This window comes from Deinococcus sp. AB2017081, assembly GCF_034440735.1.
GTDB classification, from domain to species: Bacteria; Deinococcota; Deinococci; order Deinococcales; family Deinococcaceae; genus Deinococcus; species Deinococcus rufus.
This window is the reverse complement of sequence record NZ_CP140098.1, coordinates 560,163-576,963: the sequence shown is the minus strand read 5'-3', so window position 1 is coordinate 576,963 and position 16,801 is coordinate 560,163. Positions and strand designations below refer to the sequence as shown.

The window sequence follows — 16,801 nt, the reverse complement described above, 5'->3', positions numbered from 1 at the left end:
TCGTGGGGGGTGGGTCGCTATGGCGATGACCGGCCTGCGGCGCGCCGAGACCCGCAGCCTGCGCTGGAAGCGCGGGCGTGCCCTGGGGCGATCACCGGGGAGCCGACGACGTGGTCACCCGCCGTGACGGCGCCGCGCCCCGACTCCCTGCGCAGGCTGTTCCACACGCTGTGTGCGCAGGCGGGAGTGCGGCCGATGCGCCTCCACGATCTGCGGGGGATCACGGCCACCCATCTCGCCCAGCAGGGGGTGCCGATGGACATGGTGGCGAAAATCCTCGGCCACGCCAGCGCCGCGGCCACGCGCACGTTCTACATGGAGGTGCAGATCGGAGAGGTGAAGGAGGCCATCGCCAGGCCGCCGCTGCTCAGCGAGCCGGACAGCAAGGGGGGGGCGCAGGCATCTGCGCAGGACGAGGGCCGGGGGCAATCCCCGGCCCTCTTTGCCGCGCCCTGACCTCGATCCGAGATCGCGAGGCGTGCCTTCGGCGTCGTGTGCTCCAACTGCACCCCGATCCCAGGGGCGCTCGTGAGTGCGGCGCTCAGATGGGCTCGGGCGCACCGGCATTCATCCACACCGAGCCGTCTGCACATGGCTCCCGCTTGACCTCCCCACGGAGTCTCGGCACCTTCACTTGTCTACTCTTCACCCCTCACTGCGGCGGACAGGCCTTGCACACACAGATCAAGGTCGTTACGATCTATCAAACGGTTTGAGAATATCAATCAGGAGGCCACGGTGACCCAGTCCACCAGGGATGTTCCGCGCTACCTCATTCAGTCCGCCGCCCTCACACTCGAAGTCCTGCTGGTGTTCGGCCGCCCCCCCTACCGCTACACCCCCTCCGAGATGGCCCAGCAGCTCGACGTGGATCGCAACCAGGCCTTCCGCTGCCTGCGAACCCTGCAACACGTCGGGTTCATCCGCCTGGACGAGGACGACCGGTTCGTGCTGACCACCCTGGTCGACCAGCTCGCCGCCGCGTCTCAGCCGCAACCCACCCTGGTCAGCGCCGCGCAGAGCTACCTGGACGAGGTCTCCCAGACGACCGGTGAGACCGTCAACCTCTTCACGCTGGACGGAGACCAGCTCACCTGCGTGGATCACCGCGACGGCCTGCGCCCTGTCCGGCTCGTCACCGAACCCGGCCGCCGCACCCCGCTGCACGCCGGAGCCTGCCCCAAGGCGGTGCTGGCCTTCCTGCCCGCCGAGCAGCAGGACGCCGTACTGAGCGCGCTGCCGACCATGCCGCGTTTCACCCCGCATACCGAACTTGATCCCGCTGCACTCCGCCTGGAGCTCGACGCAACCCGCCGACGTGGCTACGCCATCAGCGACCTGGACATCGACGAGGAAGCGCGCGGTGTCGGGTCTCCCATCTTCAATGCCGCCGGGCAGGCCATCGGTGCGATCAGTGTGGGGGGCCCCGCGACCCGCATGAGTCCCCCCCGACTGGCCGAACTCGGCGACCTGATCCGCGGCGCCGCGCAGCGCATCTCCCGGCAGCTCGGTCACAACCGTCCTTTGTCGTCCCCCCTGGAGTGAGGTGGCAGGTATGAAACGAACCCGCACGCTGACCCTGATTGCCCTGAGTCTCTCCCTGGCCGGCGCCGCCAGCGCCCAGACGGCCGACCCCAGCGGCACGGTCACCTTCGTGACCACGGCCGACCCGACCTTCAACCCGTGGAGCCCAAACGCCTTCGTCGAGTCCAATCTGATCAACGAACTGCTGTTCCCCGGCCTGACCCGCTGGGACAAGGATCTCAAGCCGGTGCCCGACCTCGCCACGTCGTGGAAAGCCTCGGCTGACGGCCTGAAGTGGACGTTCACCCTGCGCAAGAACGTGAAGTGGTCGGACGGCAAGCCCCTGACCGCCGACGACGTAGCGTTCACCTTCAACGACCTCGTCCTGAAAAAGGAACTCGGCGCGAACCAGGGCAGCACGTGGCGCAATTCCGTGACGAAGGTGAACGCCGTCAACCCGACCACCGTCGAGTTCATCCTCTCGCGGCCGTGGGCGTCCCTGCCCACCTACCTCGCGTACTACGCCGGCATCCTGCCCAAGCACGCCTTCGCGGGCGTGACCGATCCGTGGAAATTCACGGCCTTCAACAAGCAGAACCCCATCAGCTCGGGGCCGTTCAAGATCTCTCAGGTGGTGTCCGGGGCGACCGTGCGCATGGTGCGCAACGACAACTACTGGGGAGAGCGGCCCAAGCTGCAGGGCGTGACCTTCAAGGTCGTGCCGGACAGCAATGCGCAGCTCGCGCAGCTGCTCTCCGGGGATGTGGATCAGATCGCCATCGGCAACCCCGAGACGGTCGACCGGGTCAAGAGCAGCCCGAACCTCACGGTGGACATCGCCACCGCGAACATCTACTACTTCGTGGCCCTGAACCAGGATGATCCGCGCTTCAAGGACGCCCGGGTGCGCCAGGCGCTGCTGTACGCCATCAACCGCCCGGCCATGATCACCAGTGTCCTCAAGGGCTACGGCCAGGTGGCCACCGGACCCATTGCGCCCATCCAGAAGTCCTTCTACAACGCCAAGGTTCAGCAGTATCCGTATGACCCGGCCAAGGCCAAGGCCCTGCTCGCCCAGGCCGGCTGGAAGCCCGGCCCGGACGGCACCCTGATGAAGGACGGCAAGCCCTTCGTGATCAGCATGCCGACCGCGTCCTACCAGCAGCTCGTGCCGATCTCGCTGCTGGTGCAGCAGTACTGGAAGGACATCGGCGTGAAGGCCGAGATCAAGACCATGGACTGGAATTCGTACATCCAGCAGGTCATCGTCAAGCGCGACTACCAGGCCTCGGCGGCGTGGTGGTCGACCCCGGCCGATCCGGACGTGCTGCCGTACTACGACTCCTCGGCGGCGAACGTGGGCAACAACATCCCGAACTACAAGAACCCCAAGCTGGACACGCTGCTCGAGAATGGCCGCAAGGCCAGCAGTCTGGTGGCCCGCCGGGTCGTGTACAACGAGGCGCAGGCACTGATGGCCAAGGAACTGCCGTACCTGTACCTGTGGTACCCGCAGAGCATCACCGCCTCCAACAAGCGCGTGCAGGGCATGCGCGGCATCACGCAGGCCGCGGATTTCCAGTACGCCAACGAGTGGTTCGTCACGAAGTAACCGCAGGGGGCGCGCTTCGGCGCGCCCTTGCCCGTTCATGAGGTGCTGAGATGCTGGGTTTTCTGGTTCGCCGCCTCGGACAGGGCGCGCTTGTCCTCGTCCTGATCTCCCTGATCACCTTCTTCCTGATCAACCTCGCGCCTGGCGGGCCAAGCGCGGCGTCGCGCTTCGAGACGACCGCCGAGGAACGTGCCGCGCTGACCAAACAGCTCGGCCTCGACCAGCCGCTCGTCACCCGCTACGGACAGTGGGCGGGCAACCTCGTGCAGGGGGATTTCGGGGTGACGCTCAACGGCGGGCAGCCGATCGGCCCGATCCTGCGTCAGCGGCTCGGCAACACCGCGCAGCTGGGCCTGTCGGCGCTGCTGCTGTCGGTCGTGATCGGTATTCCGCTGGGCATCCTGACCGCCATGCGCCGCAACTCCGCACTCGATCACGTCGTGAACGCCATCACCACGCTCGGCATGAGCATCCCGGACTTCTGGACCGGGATCATGGCGATCCTGCTCTTCTCGGTGGTGTGGAAGGTGCTGCCGTCGTCGGGGCTGTACGACGCGAGCGCCGGCTTCTCCGCGACTGGCTGGCTGCAGCACATGATCCTCCCGGCCGGCGTGCTGGCCTTCGTGATGCTGCCGAACCTGGTGCGCTTCACGCGCTCCTCGCTGCTGGAGGTGCTCGGCATGGATTACCTGCGCACCGCGCGGGCCAAGGGCGTGCGCGAGCAGCGGGTCATCGCCAAGCACGCGCTGCGCAACGCGTTCGTGCCGATCATCGCCATGGTCGGCCTGATCCTCCCGGCGCTGCTGAGCGGCTCGGTCATCATCGAGAGCGTGTTCGGCCTGCCCGGCATGGGCCGTCTCGCGGTGGACGCCGCGCTGGGACGCGATTACAACACCATCATGGCCGTCACGCTGGTGGCGGGGGCCGTGGTGATCGTCACGAACCTGCTTGTCGACCTCACGTACTCGCTCGTGGATCCGAGGATCCGCCATGACTGAGGCGCGCGACCTGGGCCCGGCGCGCGTGCCGGCAGGGCGCCCGGTTCGTCGGCGGTCGGGGCTGGTCGCCCGGCTGGTGACGCATCCGGTCGGGATGCTGGCGCTGATCGTCCTCGCCCTGATGTACCTCACGGCGTTCCTCGGGCCGCTGGTCTACCCCGCCTCCCCCATCACGACCGACGCGCTGAACACGACCGCCGCGCCGTCCGCACAGCATCTCCTCGGCACCGACGAACTCGGCCGGGACGTGCTCGCCCGGCTGATGTACGGCGGGCGGATCACGCTGATGATCAGCGTCATCTCGATGGTCGTGGCCCTGACCATCGGTTCGCTGGTGGGCGCGCTGGCCGGCTACCACCGTGGGTGGCTGGAGACCGTCCTGATGCGGATCGTGGACACCTTCATGGCCATCCCCAGTTTCTTCCTGATCCTCGCGGCGCTGGCCGTCCTGGGGAACAGCCCACCGGTCGTGGTCGTCGTCGTCGGCCTGGGCTTCTGGCCGCAGGTGGCGCGCATCGTGCACGCCGAGGTCACGAAGATCCGCAACTTCGACTTCGTCGAGGCCGAGCGTGCCCTGGGGGCATCGAGCAGCCGCATCATCTGGCGGCACATCTTCCCGCAGGCGCTGCCCGCCACGGCGGTCCTGACGACCCTGGGCATCGCGTGGTCGATCCTCACGGAGACGGGCCTGAGTTACCTGGGGCTGGGGATCCAGCCGCCGCTGGCGTCGTGGGGCAACATGCTCCAGAACGCGCAGACGTACTTCTGGACGAAGCCCGCCCTGGCGGTGTACCCGGGCCTGGCGATCGCGGTGGCGGTGCTGTGCTTCAACCTGCTCGGCAACGTCCTGCGCGACCTGACCGACCCGAGGGGCCGGTGACCGCCGCCCCCGCGTGGTGGACGGCGCTGCGCGCCGAACTGGCCCCCGTCCTGCCCGGCCTGCGGGTCGCGGTCTACGCCTCCGGCGGTGCCCCCTACCACCACGCGGCGCTGATCGCGCAGTGGGGCGGCACGCCGGAACCCGTGAGCGCCGCGCAGATCCAGGCCGGCGACCTGGCGGCCTACGACGTGCTGGTCATGCCGGGCGGCGGTCTGCTCGGCATGGGCGGCCTGCTGGCCCCGCTGGGCGTCCGTGGCGGTGAGGCCATCCGGGACTGGGTGGCCGGGGGCGGCCTGTACATCGGCTCCTGCGCCGGTGCGTACCTGCCCGCGACCGTCCCCGACAGCTTCGCCGCGCAGCACCCGGCCATCACGCACCTTCACCTGCTCGACGTCCCCCTTGCCAACGGTGCCGATGCGGGCCTGGGTGGCCTCGACTCGCCCGGCGTCGGCGTGCTGCGCGCCGCCGTGAGCGCGCCGCACCACTGGCTCACCCGCAACCTGCCTCTTCATTTCGAGGTCGTGCACTACAACGGGCCGTGCTTTACGCCCCTCAGCGTGACAGACGTGACCGCCGTGACCCGCGTGGAGGGCACGGGCGCCGCCTTCACGCCGTGGGAGCACAGTCTGCCGGGCGGGGAGTTTCCCCTGGTCTACCGCCTGATCGAGGCGCAGGCCGCCAATGTGGTGAGCGGCGCCCACGGTCACGGCGAGGCGGTGCTGTTCGGCTCCCACCCGGAGTTCGGCTTCGATGTCCTGCAGCTCGGCTGGGGGGAGGCCGCGCGGCTGTTTGGCAATGCGCTGCTGCATCAGGCCGGCCACGCGAAGCGTCCAGGGGACGCGCCCCTGGACGCCCCCCGCGTGACCGCTGACCTCAGCGCCGTGACGGCCGACCTCGAGCACGCCTCGGAGCGGTTCGCCGCCCTGGTCGACCGCGCGCCGGAGCTGGGCGGGGCCCCCGCCTTCCAGGGACGCGACGCCCCGGCCCTCTGGGCATCCTCCCTGGCCGAGGCGGCCACCCTGACCGCCGACACGGCCGCGTACCTGCGCGCCCTGCACCTCATGACCGTTCCCGCCGGCGGCGCGGTCTGGATCGACCACCCGGGCGCGCCGGGTCAGGACTACGGCTTCGTGGGCCTGCGCCAGCTCGCCACGCACATCCTGGCGCTGCTCGATCAGGCCGAGGCGCACCTGCGGTCTCCCCCGCCGCCGGTGACCTCCCCGTACGGCGACTGGGATCAGCACGCGTACCACCTGCTGGCGAGCACCTACCTCAGCGCCGCGGGCCTGAGCGCCTCCGCCGCCCTCGCCGCCGGCACCCTCGGCACCCTGTCCGGCACCCTCCTCCCGCCCCCCCACCCGATGTTCAGACCCGAGAGGATTCCCCATGACTGACGTGAAAGACGTGCCCACCCAGAACGACGCTCCAATGCAACAGAAGAACTACACCGGCTACAAATCCTTCTCGTACCTGGAGCCCGGCACGGACTACAAGGTGTACCCGCTGGCGAAGGAACTGAACCGCGTCCCCAGCCGCCGCCCGGAGATCACCGGCGAGCAGGAGGCCCGCGTGCGCCGGCTGTTCCAGGAGCAGCTGATGATCTCCCTGCACGACCACTGCTTCATCGCGCCTGAGGATCTGAGTCAGTTCCTGGAGTTCCGCCGCTGGGGCCGCGACTTCACCGGGTACGAGGGCCTGAGCGTGTCCGGTCTGGACGCGGTATTCGACAACCTGATGAACGGTACGGCCATGATCACGTCGCGCGGCGGGTGGAAGTGGGACGACATCATCTACGACCTCGGCATGCGCCTGTCGGACATCGCGCACCAGGAGATGGTCGTGCTGTGCCGCACCACCGAGGACATCGTGAACGCCAAGAAGAACGGGCAGATCGCGTTCATCGTGTCCATCGAGGGTGCGGCGATGATCGAGAACGAGCTCGACCGGCTGGACATTCTGTACGGTCTGGGCGTGCGCTGCCTGGGTATCGCGTACAGCGAGGGCAACCAGCTCGGCGCGGGCCTGAAGGAACCCAACGACGGTGGCCTCACGACCTTCGGGCGGCAGGCCGTGAAGCGCATGAACAAGCTCGGGATCGCCATCGACGTGAGCCACTCGGGCGACCGCACGGCGCTCGACACCATCGAGGTGAGCGACAAGCCGATCTTCATCACGCATGCCGGCGCGCGGGCCCTGTGGAACTCCAACCGCCTGAAGCCCGACGACGTGATCCGCGCGTGCGCCGAGAAGGGGGGCGTGATCGGCATCGAGGCCGCGCCGCACACCACCCTGACGGAGAAGCACCCCCGTCACTCCATCGAGTCGTTCATGGAGCACTTCGAGTACTGCGTGAACCTCGTCGGGATCGACCACGTCGCGTTCGGCCCGGACGTGCTGTTCGGGGATCACGTCGGCCTGCACAATGCCCTGACCGAGGCGCTGTCGATCGGCGCGTCCCGCGGGCACCTGAGCTACGAGAAGGTCGCGTACGTGGACGGCATCGAAAGTCCCGCCGAGGCCTTCCCGAACATCGTGCGCTGGCTGGTGAAGCACGGCTACAGCGACGAGGACATCGGCAAGGCCGTGGGCGGGAACATCATGCGCGTGCTGAAGGCCGCGTGGTACCGGTGAGCAAGTCGGTCACCGTCAATGGCGTGACGCTCGTGTACGAGGACGGCGGCCACGGCACGGCCATCGTGACGCTACACGGCGGGCCGGGCATGGGGAGCCGCGCCGGGGACTGGGCCGCGTTCCAGCCGCTGACCGACACCTACCGCCTGATCAGCTACGACCAGCGCGGCAACGGCGACTCGGACGCCGGCGAGCCGTACTCGCACGCGCAGTTCGTGGCCGACCTCGAGGCGCTGCGCGAGGAGCTGGGGCTCGGGAAGATCGTCGTGCTGGGCGGCAGCTACGGCGGCTTTCTGGCGCTGGAATACGCGCTGGCCCACCCGGACGCCCTGCACGCCGTGATCCTGCGTGACACCGCCGCCAGCAACCGCTTCCAGGGCACCAGCATGGAACGCGCCATGGGCAGCGGCTTTCCCATGGATCAGGAGCGCCTGGAGCGCCTGTTTGGCGGTCGGGTCGCCAGCAACGACGAGTTCCGCGAGAGCTTCGGCATGATCCAGCCGCTCTACACCGTCGAGCGCGACCCCGCCGCCGAGGCCGAGCGGCTCGCCCGGATCCCGTTCCGGTACGAGACGCACAACTGGGCGTTCAGCCGCAACCAGCCGGACTACGACCTGACCGGCCGCCTGAACGAGATCCAGGTGCCGGTGCTCGTCACGGTCGGCCGTGAGGACTGGATCACGCCGCTGGAGGCCTCCGAGGAACTCGCGGCGGGCCTGCCCAACAATGAGTTCGTGGTCTTCGAGCACAGCGGCCACTCGCCCCACATGGAGGAGCAGGAGCGGTACCTGGGCGTGGTTCGGGACTTCCTGGCGCGGCACGTGCCGGCTCCCGCGCCCGCATGACCACCAGCCCGGACACGCCCGTTCCGCCGATCAGCCGTGAGGAGCGCGCCCAGCGCGCCGCCACCGTGTTCAACCACCTGCCTCCGCGCACGGACGCGGCCGTGCTGTTCGATGACCAGTTCATCCAGTACTACGCGGGGTTCGCCTTCCACGCGACGGAGCGGCCCATCGCGCTGGTCATCCTGCCCGGTGGGGAGCGGCACCTGTTCGTGCCCCGCCTGGAGCGGGAGCACGCGCAGACCTTCGCCGAGACCGAACAGGTCGTGGACTACCCCGAGTACCCCGGAGAGACCCACCCCATGGAGGTGCTGGCTGCCCACCTGCGGGCCCTGGGGCTGGGCCACGCCCGGATCGGCGTGGATCACGACGGGTACCCGGCGGTGATGGGCTACAGCGGCCCGCCGGTCAGCGAGGTGATGCCGGACGCGGTCGTCCGGCGGGTCTCGCCACACCTCGACGCGCAGATGGCCCTGAAGTCCCCGGCGGAACTGGCCCTGATCCGCGAGAGCGTCCGCTGGGGCGACCATGCCCACCGGCTGCTGCAGCAGTACACGCAGGTCGGCGCGAGTGAGACGGACGTGGAGGGGCAGGCGACCCGGGAGGCGACCGCTGCGATGGTGGCCGCCATCGGTGAGCAGCGCCGCACCCCGAACCGCTGGCTCAGCGGCGCGGTGGCGCTGTACCGCGGGCAGATCGGGGCGGCCAGTGCGCTGCCCCACGCCATGACCAGCGGCGTGCGGTTCCAGGCCGGCGACACGCTCGTGACCGGGGCGGGGGCCGGGGTCGGCGGGTACCTGAGCGAGCTGGAACGCACCATGGTCATGGGGGAGCCCAGCGCCGAGCAGCGTGCCTTCTTCGCTCACATGCTCGCGCTGCAGGACATCGCCTTCGAGGCGCTGCGGCCCGGCGCGACCTGCGCGAGCGTGGATCTCGCCGTGCTGGCCTACGTCGACCGGGAAGGCCTGCAGCCGTACTGGCGGCATCACGTCGGGCACGGGCTCGGGCAGCGCATCCACGAGGCGCCGTTCCTCGACCGGGGCGATTCACGTGTGCTGGAACCCGGCATGGTGCTCAGCGTCGAGCCGGGCCTGTACGTGCCGGGCCTAGGCGGGTTCCGGCACTCGGACACCATCCTGATCACGGCCTCCGGCATGGAGATCCTGACCTCGTACCCGCGTGCCCTAGAGGATCTCGTCATTCCTTGACCAGCCCGCCGAAGGGGTCGCCGCCAGTCGTCGTCCCCCGGCCTTCAGAGGAACGCGGCGATCACTCTGTCCGGGGCCGTCCTCCCAGCGACGTTCCCGGCACCCACTGGCAGGGCAGGGTACGGGACTCGGCAGGATGCCCGGACAGGAGGTTCGCCAGCAGTCTCACCGCGTGCCGTCCCATCTCCAGCCGGGGGATGGTCACGTGCGCCCACCCGGCCGGCAGGTCACTCTGGTAGATGGGATCGCCGAGCACCGCGAAGCCGTAGTCCTGCGGCCAGCCGACGCCCAGCGTGTCGGCGGCCGCAATCCACTGCGCGGTGAGGCGTTCGTTCTCGCACAGCACGCCCGTCACGCCGGCACGCAGCGCCCTGGACACCACGTCCGGGGTGACGACGTCGACGCGCTCCACCTGTCCGGCCGCCGGGGTGCGGCCCATGGCGCGGCGGTACCCGAGTTCACGGTCGACGGCGGATTCATGGCGGGTCAGCGTGCCGAGGTAGAGGGTGCGCTCGTGGCCGCGATCCAGCAGGGCCTCACACGCCCCGGCGGTCGCCGCGGTGTAATCCGCCGTGACGTACGGCAGCTCCTGACCGGGCAGGTCGCGGCGCCCGATGAACACCGTCGGGTGGCCGCTGCCGATCAGCTGGGCCAGGTCGCCGCGCCGGTCGTCGTCGAGCAGACCGAGCATGACCGTGCCGTCCGCGAGGCGCAGGCGGCTGGCGCCGTCGTGGTATACCGCCCGGCGGCCCCCCTGCGGGGCGGGGCGGGTGTGCAGCAGCAGGTCGTAGTCGAGTTCGGCGGCGGCCTCCTCAATGCCCTCCAGAAAGGGCGTGAAGAAGTCCCGCGTGCTGGTCGGAAACACCGGCTCGTAGGTGAACACCCCGAGAATGCGGTTGCGGCCTCCGGCAAGGCGACGCGCGGCCACGTTGGGCACGTAGCCGACGTCCTGCATGGCCTGCAGGACGCGCTGCCGGGTGGCGTCCGGGATGCGGATGCCACCCTCGCCGCCGTTGAGCACCTGGGACACGGCGGCCTGCGACACGCCGGCAAGCCGGGCGACCTCGCGCTGGGTGGGGCCTTTGCGGGATGGGGGGGCCACCTCCGTATCCTAGAACCCCGGCGAGGGGGTGAGCCGCTGCGCGTCGGGCCAGTGGAGCTCGACGCCCAGGTCGCGCTCCAGCAGACGCTGGAAGTCGCTCAGCAGGTCGGGCGAGTGGTACACCTGCGCCGGGGTCAGGCCCGCGTTCAGGGCGTGCGCCGCCAGCGCTCCGGCGGCCTCGCCGATGTTCCACTCGACGGGATGCAGGCGGTAGCAGCCGTTGGTGATGTGCGTGACCCCGAGGTTCTTGGCGGCCGGCAGCAGGTTTTCCACGCGCACCGGGATCAGGGCACCGAGCGGGATCTGGAAGGGCCAGGACGCCACATCCACGTAGTTGCGTCCACGGGTCGAGGGGTGCAGGTCGATGCGGTACTGCCCGATGCCGACGGTGTCTGGGAACGGCTCGGCGCCCTGCAGGCCGGCGCGGGCGTCCACGCCGACCATCTGCTCAAGCACCGTGAACTGCGCGCGGATGCGGCGGGACTCGCGGACGTAGATGGCCTTGGCGAGCCCGTCGGTGGTGCCGGTCACGTCGCCGCGCAGGCGCAGGCCCGGGTAGCCGTGACCGGGGCCGTCGTGGCGGGGGGCCTCCGTCTGCATCCAGTACAGCAGGCTCAGGCTCAGGTCGCGGGCCCCGGCGAGGTGCCTCGCCTTCTCCTCCTCGCTGACGCCGAGCACCGGCCCCAGCCAGTAGTCGATCTGCGGCCAGTTCACGAGCGTGATGTCGCTGGCATAGCGGCCCTCGGGGTAGTGCCGCCGGGCGAAGATGCGCCGGAAGTGCCACAGGTCGCCGCCGTGCGGGGTCTCATCGGGATTGCCGAACAGGTCACGGTACACGGCGCGGTGCGTGATGGGATGGCACAGCGTCCAGCTCAGTTGCCTGTCCGGCCAGAAGGGGGCCTGGTACTCGCGCCAGAAATCGTAACCGCCGGGCTTGTCGATGGTGTGATCCTCGCCCTCCAGGTGATCCATCGCGAAACACCAGCTGATCGCCTGCTGGTTCAGGGGGTCGGCCTCGGGCAGCGCGTGCGGCTCGCCGGTCTGATCCTGCCCCTCGGCCCCGATGACGCTCTCGATGTTCCCGAGTTCCAGCAGCTCGCCCATCTCCGTGGCGTCGAGTACATACGGCGCTGTGAGGATTGACCGCTCCCCGGTGCGGAGGTTCTCCACCGTGACGGCGGCCACGCGGTCGCCGTCCATCTCGACCGCCACTGGCCGGGTGTCCAGCCACACGTCGAGCTGCCGGTTCGCTCGGTACGGGGCGAGCATGGCCTCCAGCACCGCCAGCGCCACGCGCGGTTCGTGGCACAGGCGGCTCACCGTGCCCGCGCCGGGATTCAGGTCGCGCTCGGCCATCGACTCGGGCCGCAGCGGGTAGTGCTGGCGGTAGTACGCCCGCACCCCGCCCCTGAAGGCGCGGTAACTCGCGGTGCAGCCCACCTCCTCGATCCAGACGCCCTCGTCGGGCGGGACGGCCTGGGAGGTGAGCTGCCCGCCGATCCAGTCCGTTTCCTCGGTCATGAGGACGCGCCGGCCCAGGCGCAGGGCAGCGAGGGCCGCGGCGACGCCGCCGGTGCCGCCGCCGATGATCAGGATGTCTGTGTGGGTGTCTGGCATGGAATCAGCCTTTGGTGCCGCTGGCGGCGAGGCTCTCGATGAACTGCCGCTGCGCGAGGAGGAAGGTGAGGAGCACCGGCAGGGCGACGAGCACGCCGCCGGCGAGCGTGAGGTTCCAGTACACGCCGCCAAGCGGATCCGTGAAGCGCTGGAGCGCCAGCGGCAGGGTCAGCAGCCCCTCGCGGCTGAGGTAGATCAGCGGGTTGAAATAGTCGTTCCATGAGTTCAGCACCGCGAAGATCGCCACCGTGGCCAGCGCGGGCCGCGACAGGGGCAGCATGATGTGCCGGAACACGCCCAGGGTGCCCAGGCCATCGACCCGGCCGGCGTCGTCGAGTTCCGGGGGCAGCGTGATGAAATGCTGGCGCATCAGGAAGACCGCGAGCGCGCCAGTGGCGCTGAAGATCTGCGTGACGATCACCGGAAGGTGGGAATTGGTGAGGCCCAGGCGGCTGAAGACTACGAACTGCGGCACCGCCGTGAGTTCGCTGGGCACCATCATGGCGACGAGCGTCAGGATGAACACCGCGTCCCGGCCGGGGAAGCGCAGCCGCGCGAAGGCGTACCCGGCCAGCGCGGAGAGCCCCATGGTGAGGGGCACGACCAGCGCGGCGATGTAGACGCTGTTGAAGTACTGCCGGGCAAACGGATACTCGGCGAACACCTGACGAAAATTCGCGGCGCTCAGCCGGGCGGGATCAAGGTCAAAGGGCGAGGAGAAGATCGCCGCGCTGGTCTTGAAGGCCGACAACAGCAGCCACAGCAACGGGAGCAGAAACGGCAGGCTGACGAGGATCAGCAGCGCGTACAGCGCCCACGACCAGCGGGGCGCGCGCTCAGCTCTCATAGAACACCAGCCGGCGGCGCAGCGACCACTGGGCTACGGTCAGCGCCAGGACGATCACGAACAGCACGGTCGCGACTGCGCTCGCATACCCGAACTCGAAGAACTGGAAGCCCTGCTTGAACATGTACACGATCAGCGTGGTGGTCGCGTCCGCCGGGCCGCCCCCGGTCAGCACGTACACCGGCGTGAAGAGCTTCAGCGCCCCGATCAACGTGACGATGAACACCAGGAAGAAGGTCGGGGAGATCAGTGGCAGGGTGATGTGCCGGAAGACCTGCCACGGACTCGCGCCGTCGAGCCGGGCGGCCTCGTGCAGTTCCGGGGGGACGCCCTGGAGGGCACTGAGGAAGATCACGGCATTCAGACCCACCGCCTTGATGACTTCAATGACCACGACCGTCCACAGGGCCGTGCCGGGCGTGAACAGCAGGTTCGCGTCGCCGGCCCCGAGCCGCGACAGCCCGGCATTCACGGTGCCGTCGGGCTGCAGCAGGAATTTCCACACGAGCGCCCACGCGACGACCGGCATCACGACCGGGGAGAAGATGATGGTGCGGAACACCCCGATGCCGCGCAGTTTCGCGTTGAGCAGCGTCGCCAGGGCCAGCGCCACGCTGATGTTGAGCACCAGAATGCCAGCGGTGAACGCGGCCGTCACGCCGGCGCTGCGCAGGAAAGCCGGATCGGCGGCGAGGCGCGCATAGTTGTGCAGACCCACCCAGCGCGGCGCGTCGAGCAGCGACCACTGCGTCAACGAGATGCCGATCACGCCCAGCAGTGGCAGAACGACGACGAGCAGCATCCCCAGCGCGAAGGGCGCGGCGAACAACACGCCCATCAGCGCCTCGCGCTGGGCACGCCGCAGGGCCGGCCGGCCCGGGCGTGCCGCGCCCATCATAGGCTGTCCACCTGCCGGCAGATGTCGTTCAGGACGCTGCCCACGTTCGCGCCCGGCTGGTACAGCCGCTCCAGACCGCCGGCGATGACGTCACCCGCGCGCAGGTAGTTCTCTCCGGTCTTGAAGACGCGGGCGCTACCGAGCTGGCTGACCAGAGCGGTCTTGACGTCGGCGGCGGGAATCGCCGGGTTGCTGCCCAGGTACGCGGCGCTGTTCAGCACGCTCTTCCGGGGCGGCGGGAAGAACTTCGCAGTGCGGGCCATCACGGCCGGAGACGCCAGGAACTTCAGGAAGGCCTGCGCCTCGGCCGGGTGGGCGGACTTTGCGAAGACCACATACCCGGCCTGCCCGAGCTGCGTGACCCGGCCCGTGCTGCCTCTGGGCATCGGGGCCACCCCCCACTTGAAGGGCGCGTCCCTGAGCTGGGCACTGAAACTGACGTTGTCCACGTACATCCCAAGCTTGCCGCCCTGGAAGGTCGTCTGGTCACCGGGACGCGGCACCGACTGATCCCTGAAGGTCATGTCGTGCATGAGCTGGAAGGCCTGCACGCTGGCGGGCGTGTTCAGGGCACACTTCAGCTTCGCGTCAAAGGCATTGCCGCCGTTCGACCACAGCACCGGCAGGGTGCCGCTGTTCCACGCCTTGATGTCCAGCCGCATGATGCGTGCGCCGTACGCACCCGTCTTGTCCTTGATGGTCTTTGCGGCCGTGCGGAAGGACGTGTATGTCCACGTGCCCTTGGCGTACTGCGCCATCGGATCTGCGACGCCCGCCTGCCGGAAGAGGTCTTTGTTGTAGAAGAGCACCGAGGGCGAGTTCGAGAACGGCACGCCGTACAGCGCCCTGCCCTGCGTCCACAGCGACAGGGCACTGGTCGGGAAGTCCGCGACGTTGAAGCTCTGATCCGTCCGTAAGGCCGCGAGGTCGCGCAGCGAGCGGCTGGCAAGGAAGGTGGGTACGTTGGCCTCGGCGAGCCACCCGATGTCCGGGCCGTCGCCGGACGCGAGCTGCACCGCGACCTTCCTCGCGTAGTCCGCGAAGGGTGTGACCTCCACGCTGACCTTCACGCCGGGGGTCTGGGCCCCATACTCCTGGGCGAGCTGCTGGAGCAGGGCGAGGCCGTCACCGCCGGCCCATGTGGAGAAACGCAGGCTGGTCTGAGCGGAGGCGGCGGACGACAGAAGCAGGGCGGACACGCTGAGCAGCAGACCGGTACGGGACATGACATCCTCCAGGGAATGATTTGATTATGCGTATTATCAGAATGGATCGGAGGGTTGTCAAGATGACCCTGACCGTTCCCCCAACGCACCTGTTCCGCCTGCGATCATTCCCTGGCTCACGTCACCGAGTCACCACACGTGAATTCGGTCATCTCGGCCATAGAGGGGCGGGGGATGAGGTTGTGCTGTCTGGCTCACACTGGAATCACCAGGGCCGCCAGATCGCGCGGGTACAGGCTCAGGCTCTCCGCGCCACCATCGGTGACGACCACCGTGTCCGAGAGGATGGGCGTGAACAGGCAGCGCACGCCGATCTCGCGCTCCTCGTCGTCCACAGCGTAGCCCTGCTGGCGCACGACCTGCAATGCCGCGTCTAGGTCGTCGGCGCTGTTGATGGTGTGCGGCGTCCAGGGGCGCAGGCCGGTATTGTCGATCATCTTGTTCATGCGGGCCGGCGGCAGATCCGCCAAGAACTGCTTGCCGACGTCTCTGCAATACAGCGGCGCGATGGAGTCCGGCGTGGTGAACACACGTGTGAGGAGGGCATCATGCCGTGGCGACCCCACGGCCTTGACGGCCGCACCCGATCCCCCTATCCTCAGTTCACTTATCAGATATCTGATGTCAGATCGACTGCGATCCGACACTCCCAGGGAGGTGGCATGACCGCCAAAGTTCCGGCCTACCGTCAGGCCCAGATCGCCATCAAGCGCTACATCGAGGAGCACCGCCTGCAGCCCGGCGACCCCCTCCCCTCCGAGGGCCAGCTCGCCCGCGACATGGGCATGAGCCGCCTGTCGCTGCGAGAGGGGGTCAAGACCCTGGAGGCCGTCGGCATCCTGGAGGCCCGCCACGGCGAGGGGCTGTACGTCAAGACCTTCACCTTCGACAGCATCTTCGAGAACCTCCCCTACTCCTTCGCCGCCGACGGCAAGTCCCTGCGCGATCTGCTGCAGGTGCGCACCGCGCTGGAAGAGGGGCTGATCGGCACGGTGGCCACCCAGGCCACGCCCGCGCAGCTCGACCACCTGCAGCACCTGGCACAGCGGATGATGGACCGGGCGCGTGCCGGCGAGACCTTCGCCGACGAAGACCGCGAGTTCCACCTGACGCTCTACGGCCCCCTGCAAAACCAATTCCTGACCCGCCTGGTCGACCTGTTCTGGGAGGTCTTCCGCCGCCTGCACGGCACCACCGGCGTCACCCACTGGAACATGCAGAAGACTGCGCAGGATCACCTGGATATCGTGCAGGCCCTACGCGAGGGCAATGTCGCGCGCTCGGGCGACGCCATGCGCGAACACTTCCGGCAGATCCAGGAACGCCTCGGCAGCGGCGACGGCGAACCGCCGGTCGTGACCGACATCCTGCCGCGGCCCCCGAGCCGCACCCCGTTCTGACCCCGCACCCCACCGC

General features: G+C 68.9%; 16 protein-coding genes. 10 read left to right on the top strand and 6 right to left on the bottom strand.

Annotated elements, in window-relative coordinates; all coding sequences use genetic code 11:
• The first annotated feature begins 9 nt into the window (after positions 1 to 9).
• The 9 genes from U2P90_RS02805 to U2P90_RS02765 all read left to right on the top strand — a co-directional run bounded on the left by U2P90_RS02805 (position 10) and on the right by U2P90_RS02765 (position 9,695).
• Positions 10 to 456, top strand: coding sequence for a tyrosine-type recombinase/integrase (locus U2P90_RS02805; RefSeq protein WP_322473703.1), 447 nt, complete (start codon positions 10 to 12; stop codon positions 454 to 456).
• Positions 457 to 738: 282 nt separating this feature from the next.
• Entirely contained in the window at positions 739 to 1,545 is an 807-nt protein-coding gene (locus tag U2P90_RS02800; RefSeq protein WP_295818926.1) for an IclR family transcriptional regulator, read from the top strand.
• 10 nt (positions 1,546 to 1,555) lie between these two features.
• Positions 1,556 to 3,136 (top strand): ABC transporter substrate-binding protein, encoded by a 1,581-nt coding sequence (locus U2P90_RS02795; RefSeq protein WP_322473702.1) that lies wholly within the window; start codon positions 1,556 to 1,558, stop codon positions 3,134 to 3,136.
• A 50-nt stretch (positions 3,137 to 3,186) separates the two neighbouring features.
• Positions 3,187 to 4,134 (top strand): ABC transporter permease, encoded by a 948-nt coding sequence (locus tag U2P90_RS02790; protein ID WP_295818922.1) that lies wholly within the window; start codon positions 3,187 to 3,189, stop codon positions 4,132 to 4,134.
• The gene (locus U2P90_RS02785; protein ID WP_322473701.1) at positions 4,127 to 5,014 is read left to right on the top strand and encodes an ABC transporter permease; all 888 of its coding nucleotides are present in this window, start codon (positions 4,127 to 4,129) and stop codon (positions 5,012 to 5,014) included. The genes U2P90_RS02790 and U2P90_RS02785 overlap by 8 nt, the downstream gene beginning before the upstream one ends.
• The gene (locus U2P90_RS02780; protein WP_322473700.1) at positions 5,011 to 6,408 is read left to right on the top strand and encodes a BPL-N domain-containing protein; all 1,398 of its coding nucleotides are present in this window, start codon (positions 5,011 to 5,013) and stop codon (positions 6,406 to 6,408) included. Before U2P90_RS02785 ends, U2P90_RS02780 begins: the two co-directional genes overlap by 4 nt.
• Positions 6,401 to 7,645, top strand: coding sequence for a dipeptidase (locus U2P90_RS02775; RefSeq protein WP_322473699.1), 1,245 nt, complete (start codon positions 6,401 to 6,403; stop codon positions 7,643 to 7,645). The genes U2P90_RS02780 and U2P90_RS02775 overlap by 8 nt, the downstream gene beginning before the upstream one ends.
• On the top strand, positions 7,642 to 8,490 hold the full coding sequence (locus tag U2P90_RS02770; RefSeq protein ID WP_322473698.1) for an alpha/beta fold hydrolase: 849 nt from the start codon (positions 7,642 to 7,644) through the stop codon (positions 8,488 to 8,490). The genes U2P90_RS02775 and U2P90_RS02770 overlap by 4 nt, the downstream gene beginning before the upstream one ends.
• The gene (locus U2P90_RS02765; protein ID WP_322473697.1) at positions 8,487 to 9,695 is read left to right on the top strand and encodes a M24 family metallopeptidase; all 1,209 of its coding nucleotides are present in this window, start codon (positions 8,487 to 8,489) and stop codon (positions 9,693 to 9,695) included. Before U2P90_RS02770 ends, U2P90_RS02765 begins: the two co-directional genes overlap by 4 nt.
• 61 nt (positions 9,696 to 9,756) lie before the next feature.
• Here U2P90_RS02765 and U2P90_RS02760 read toward each other — a convergent pair whose 3' ends face one another.
• The 6 genes from U2P90_RS02760 to U2P90_RS02735 all read right to left on the bottom strand — a co-directional run bounded on the left by U2P90_RS02760 (position 9,757) and on the right by U2P90_RS02735 (position 15,915).
• Positions 9,757 to 10,797, bottom strand: a complete 1,041-nt coding sequence (locus U2P90_RS02760; protein ID WP_322473696.1) for a LacI family DNA-binding transcriptional regulator — start codon at positions 10,795 to 10,797, stop codon at positions 9,757 to 9,759.
• A gap of 9 nt (positions 10,798 to 10,806) precedes the next feature.
• Complete coding sequence (locus tag U2P90_RS02755; RefSeq protein WP_322473695.1) at positions 10,807 to 12,414, bottom strand: FAD-dependent oxidoreductase; 1,608 nt, start codon at positions 12,412 to 12,414, stop codon at positions 10,807 to 10,809.
• Positions 12,415 to 12,418: 4 nt separating this feature from the next.
• Positions 12,419 to 13,261: a carbohydrate ABC transporter permease gene (locus U2P90_RS02750; RefSeq protein WP_322473694.1), complete on the bottom strand. Its 843-nt coding sequence runs from the start codon at positions 13,259 to 13,261 to the stop codon at positions 12,419 to 12,421.
• Positions 13,251 to 14,159: a carbohydrate ABC transporter permease gene (locus U2P90_RS02745; protein ID WP_322473693.1), complete on the bottom strand. Its 909-nt coding sequence runs from the start codon at positions 14,157 to 14,159 to the stop codon at positions 13,251 to 13,253. Before U2P90_RS02745 ends, U2P90_RS02750 begins: the two co-directional genes overlap by 11 nt.
• On the bottom strand, positions 14,156 to 15,385 hold the full coding sequence (locus U2P90_RS02740) for an ABC transporter substrate-binding protein (protein WP_295821582.1): 1,230 nt from the start codon (positions 15,383 to 15,385) through the stop codon (positions 14,156 to 14,158). The genes U2P90_RS02745 and U2P90_RS02740 overlap by 4 nt, the downstream gene beginning before the upstream one ends.
• A 194-nt stretch (positions 15,386 to 15,579) precedes the next feature.
• On the bottom strand, positions 15,580 to 15,915 hold the full coding sequence (locus U2P90_RS02735; protein WP_322473692.1) for an IclR family transcriptional regulator domain-containing protein: 336 nt from the start codon (positions 15,913 to 15,915) through the stop codon (positions 15,580 to 15,582).
• Between the two features lie 132 nt (positions 15,916 to 16,047).
• Here U2P90_RS02735 and U2P90_RS02730 point away from each other — a divergent pair, with 132 nt between their 5' ends.
• Positions 16,048 to 16,785, top strand: coding sequence for a FadR/GntR family transcriptional regulator (locus U2P90_RS02730; protein WP_322473691.1), 738 nt, complete (start codon positions 16,048 to 16,050; stop codon positions 16,783 to 16,785).
• Positions 16,786 to 16,801 lie beyond the last annotated feature (16 nt).

What these genes read in the sequence shown, in the direction of transcription:
- U2P90_RS02750 (WP_322473694.1), bottom strand. Translation starts at nt 13,261, where the DNA reads ATGAGAGCTGAGCGCGCGCCCCGCTGGTCGTGGGCGCTGTACGCGCTG.
- U2P90_RS02795 (WP_322473702.1), top strand. Translation starts at nt 1,556, where the DNA reads ATGAAACGAACCCGCACGCTGACCCTGATTGCCCTGAGTCTCTCCCTG.
- U2P90_RS02740 (WP_295821582.1), bottom strand. Translation starts at nt 15,385, where the DNA reads ATGTCCCGTACCGGTCTGCTGCTCAGCGTGTCCGCCCTGCTTCTGTCG.
- U2P90_RS02745 (WP_322473693.1), bottom strand. Translation starts at nt 14,159, where the DNA reads ATGATGGGCGCGGCACGCCCGGGCCGGCCGGCCCTGCGGCGTGCCCAG.
- U2P90_RS02730 (WP_322473691.1), top strand. Translation starts at nt 16,048, where the DNA reads ATGACCGCCAAAGTTCCGGCCTACCGTCAGGCCCAGATCGCCATCAAG.
- U2P90_RS02765 (WP_322473697.1), top strand. Translation starts at nt 8,487, where the DNA reads ATGACCACCAGCCCGGACACGCCCGTTCCGCCGATCAGCCGTGAGGAG.
- U2P90_RS02790 (WP_295818922.1), top strand. Translation starts at nt 3,187, where the DNA reads ATGCTGGGTTTTCTGGTTCGCCGCCTCGGACAGGGCGCGCTTGTCCTC.
- U2P90_RS02755 (WP_322473695.1), bottom strand. Translation starts at nt 12,414, where the DNA reads ATGCCAGACACCCACACAGACATCCTGATCATCGGCGGCGGCACCGGC.
- U2P90_RS02775 (WP_322473699.1), top strand. Translation starts at nt 6,401, where the DNA reads ATGACTGACGTGAAAGACGTGCCCACCCAGAACGACGCTCCAATGCAA.
- U2P90_RS02785 (WP_322473701.1), top strand. Translation starts at nt 4,127, where the DNA reads ATGACTGAGGCGCGCGACCTGGGCCCGGCGCGCGTGCCGGCAGGGCGC.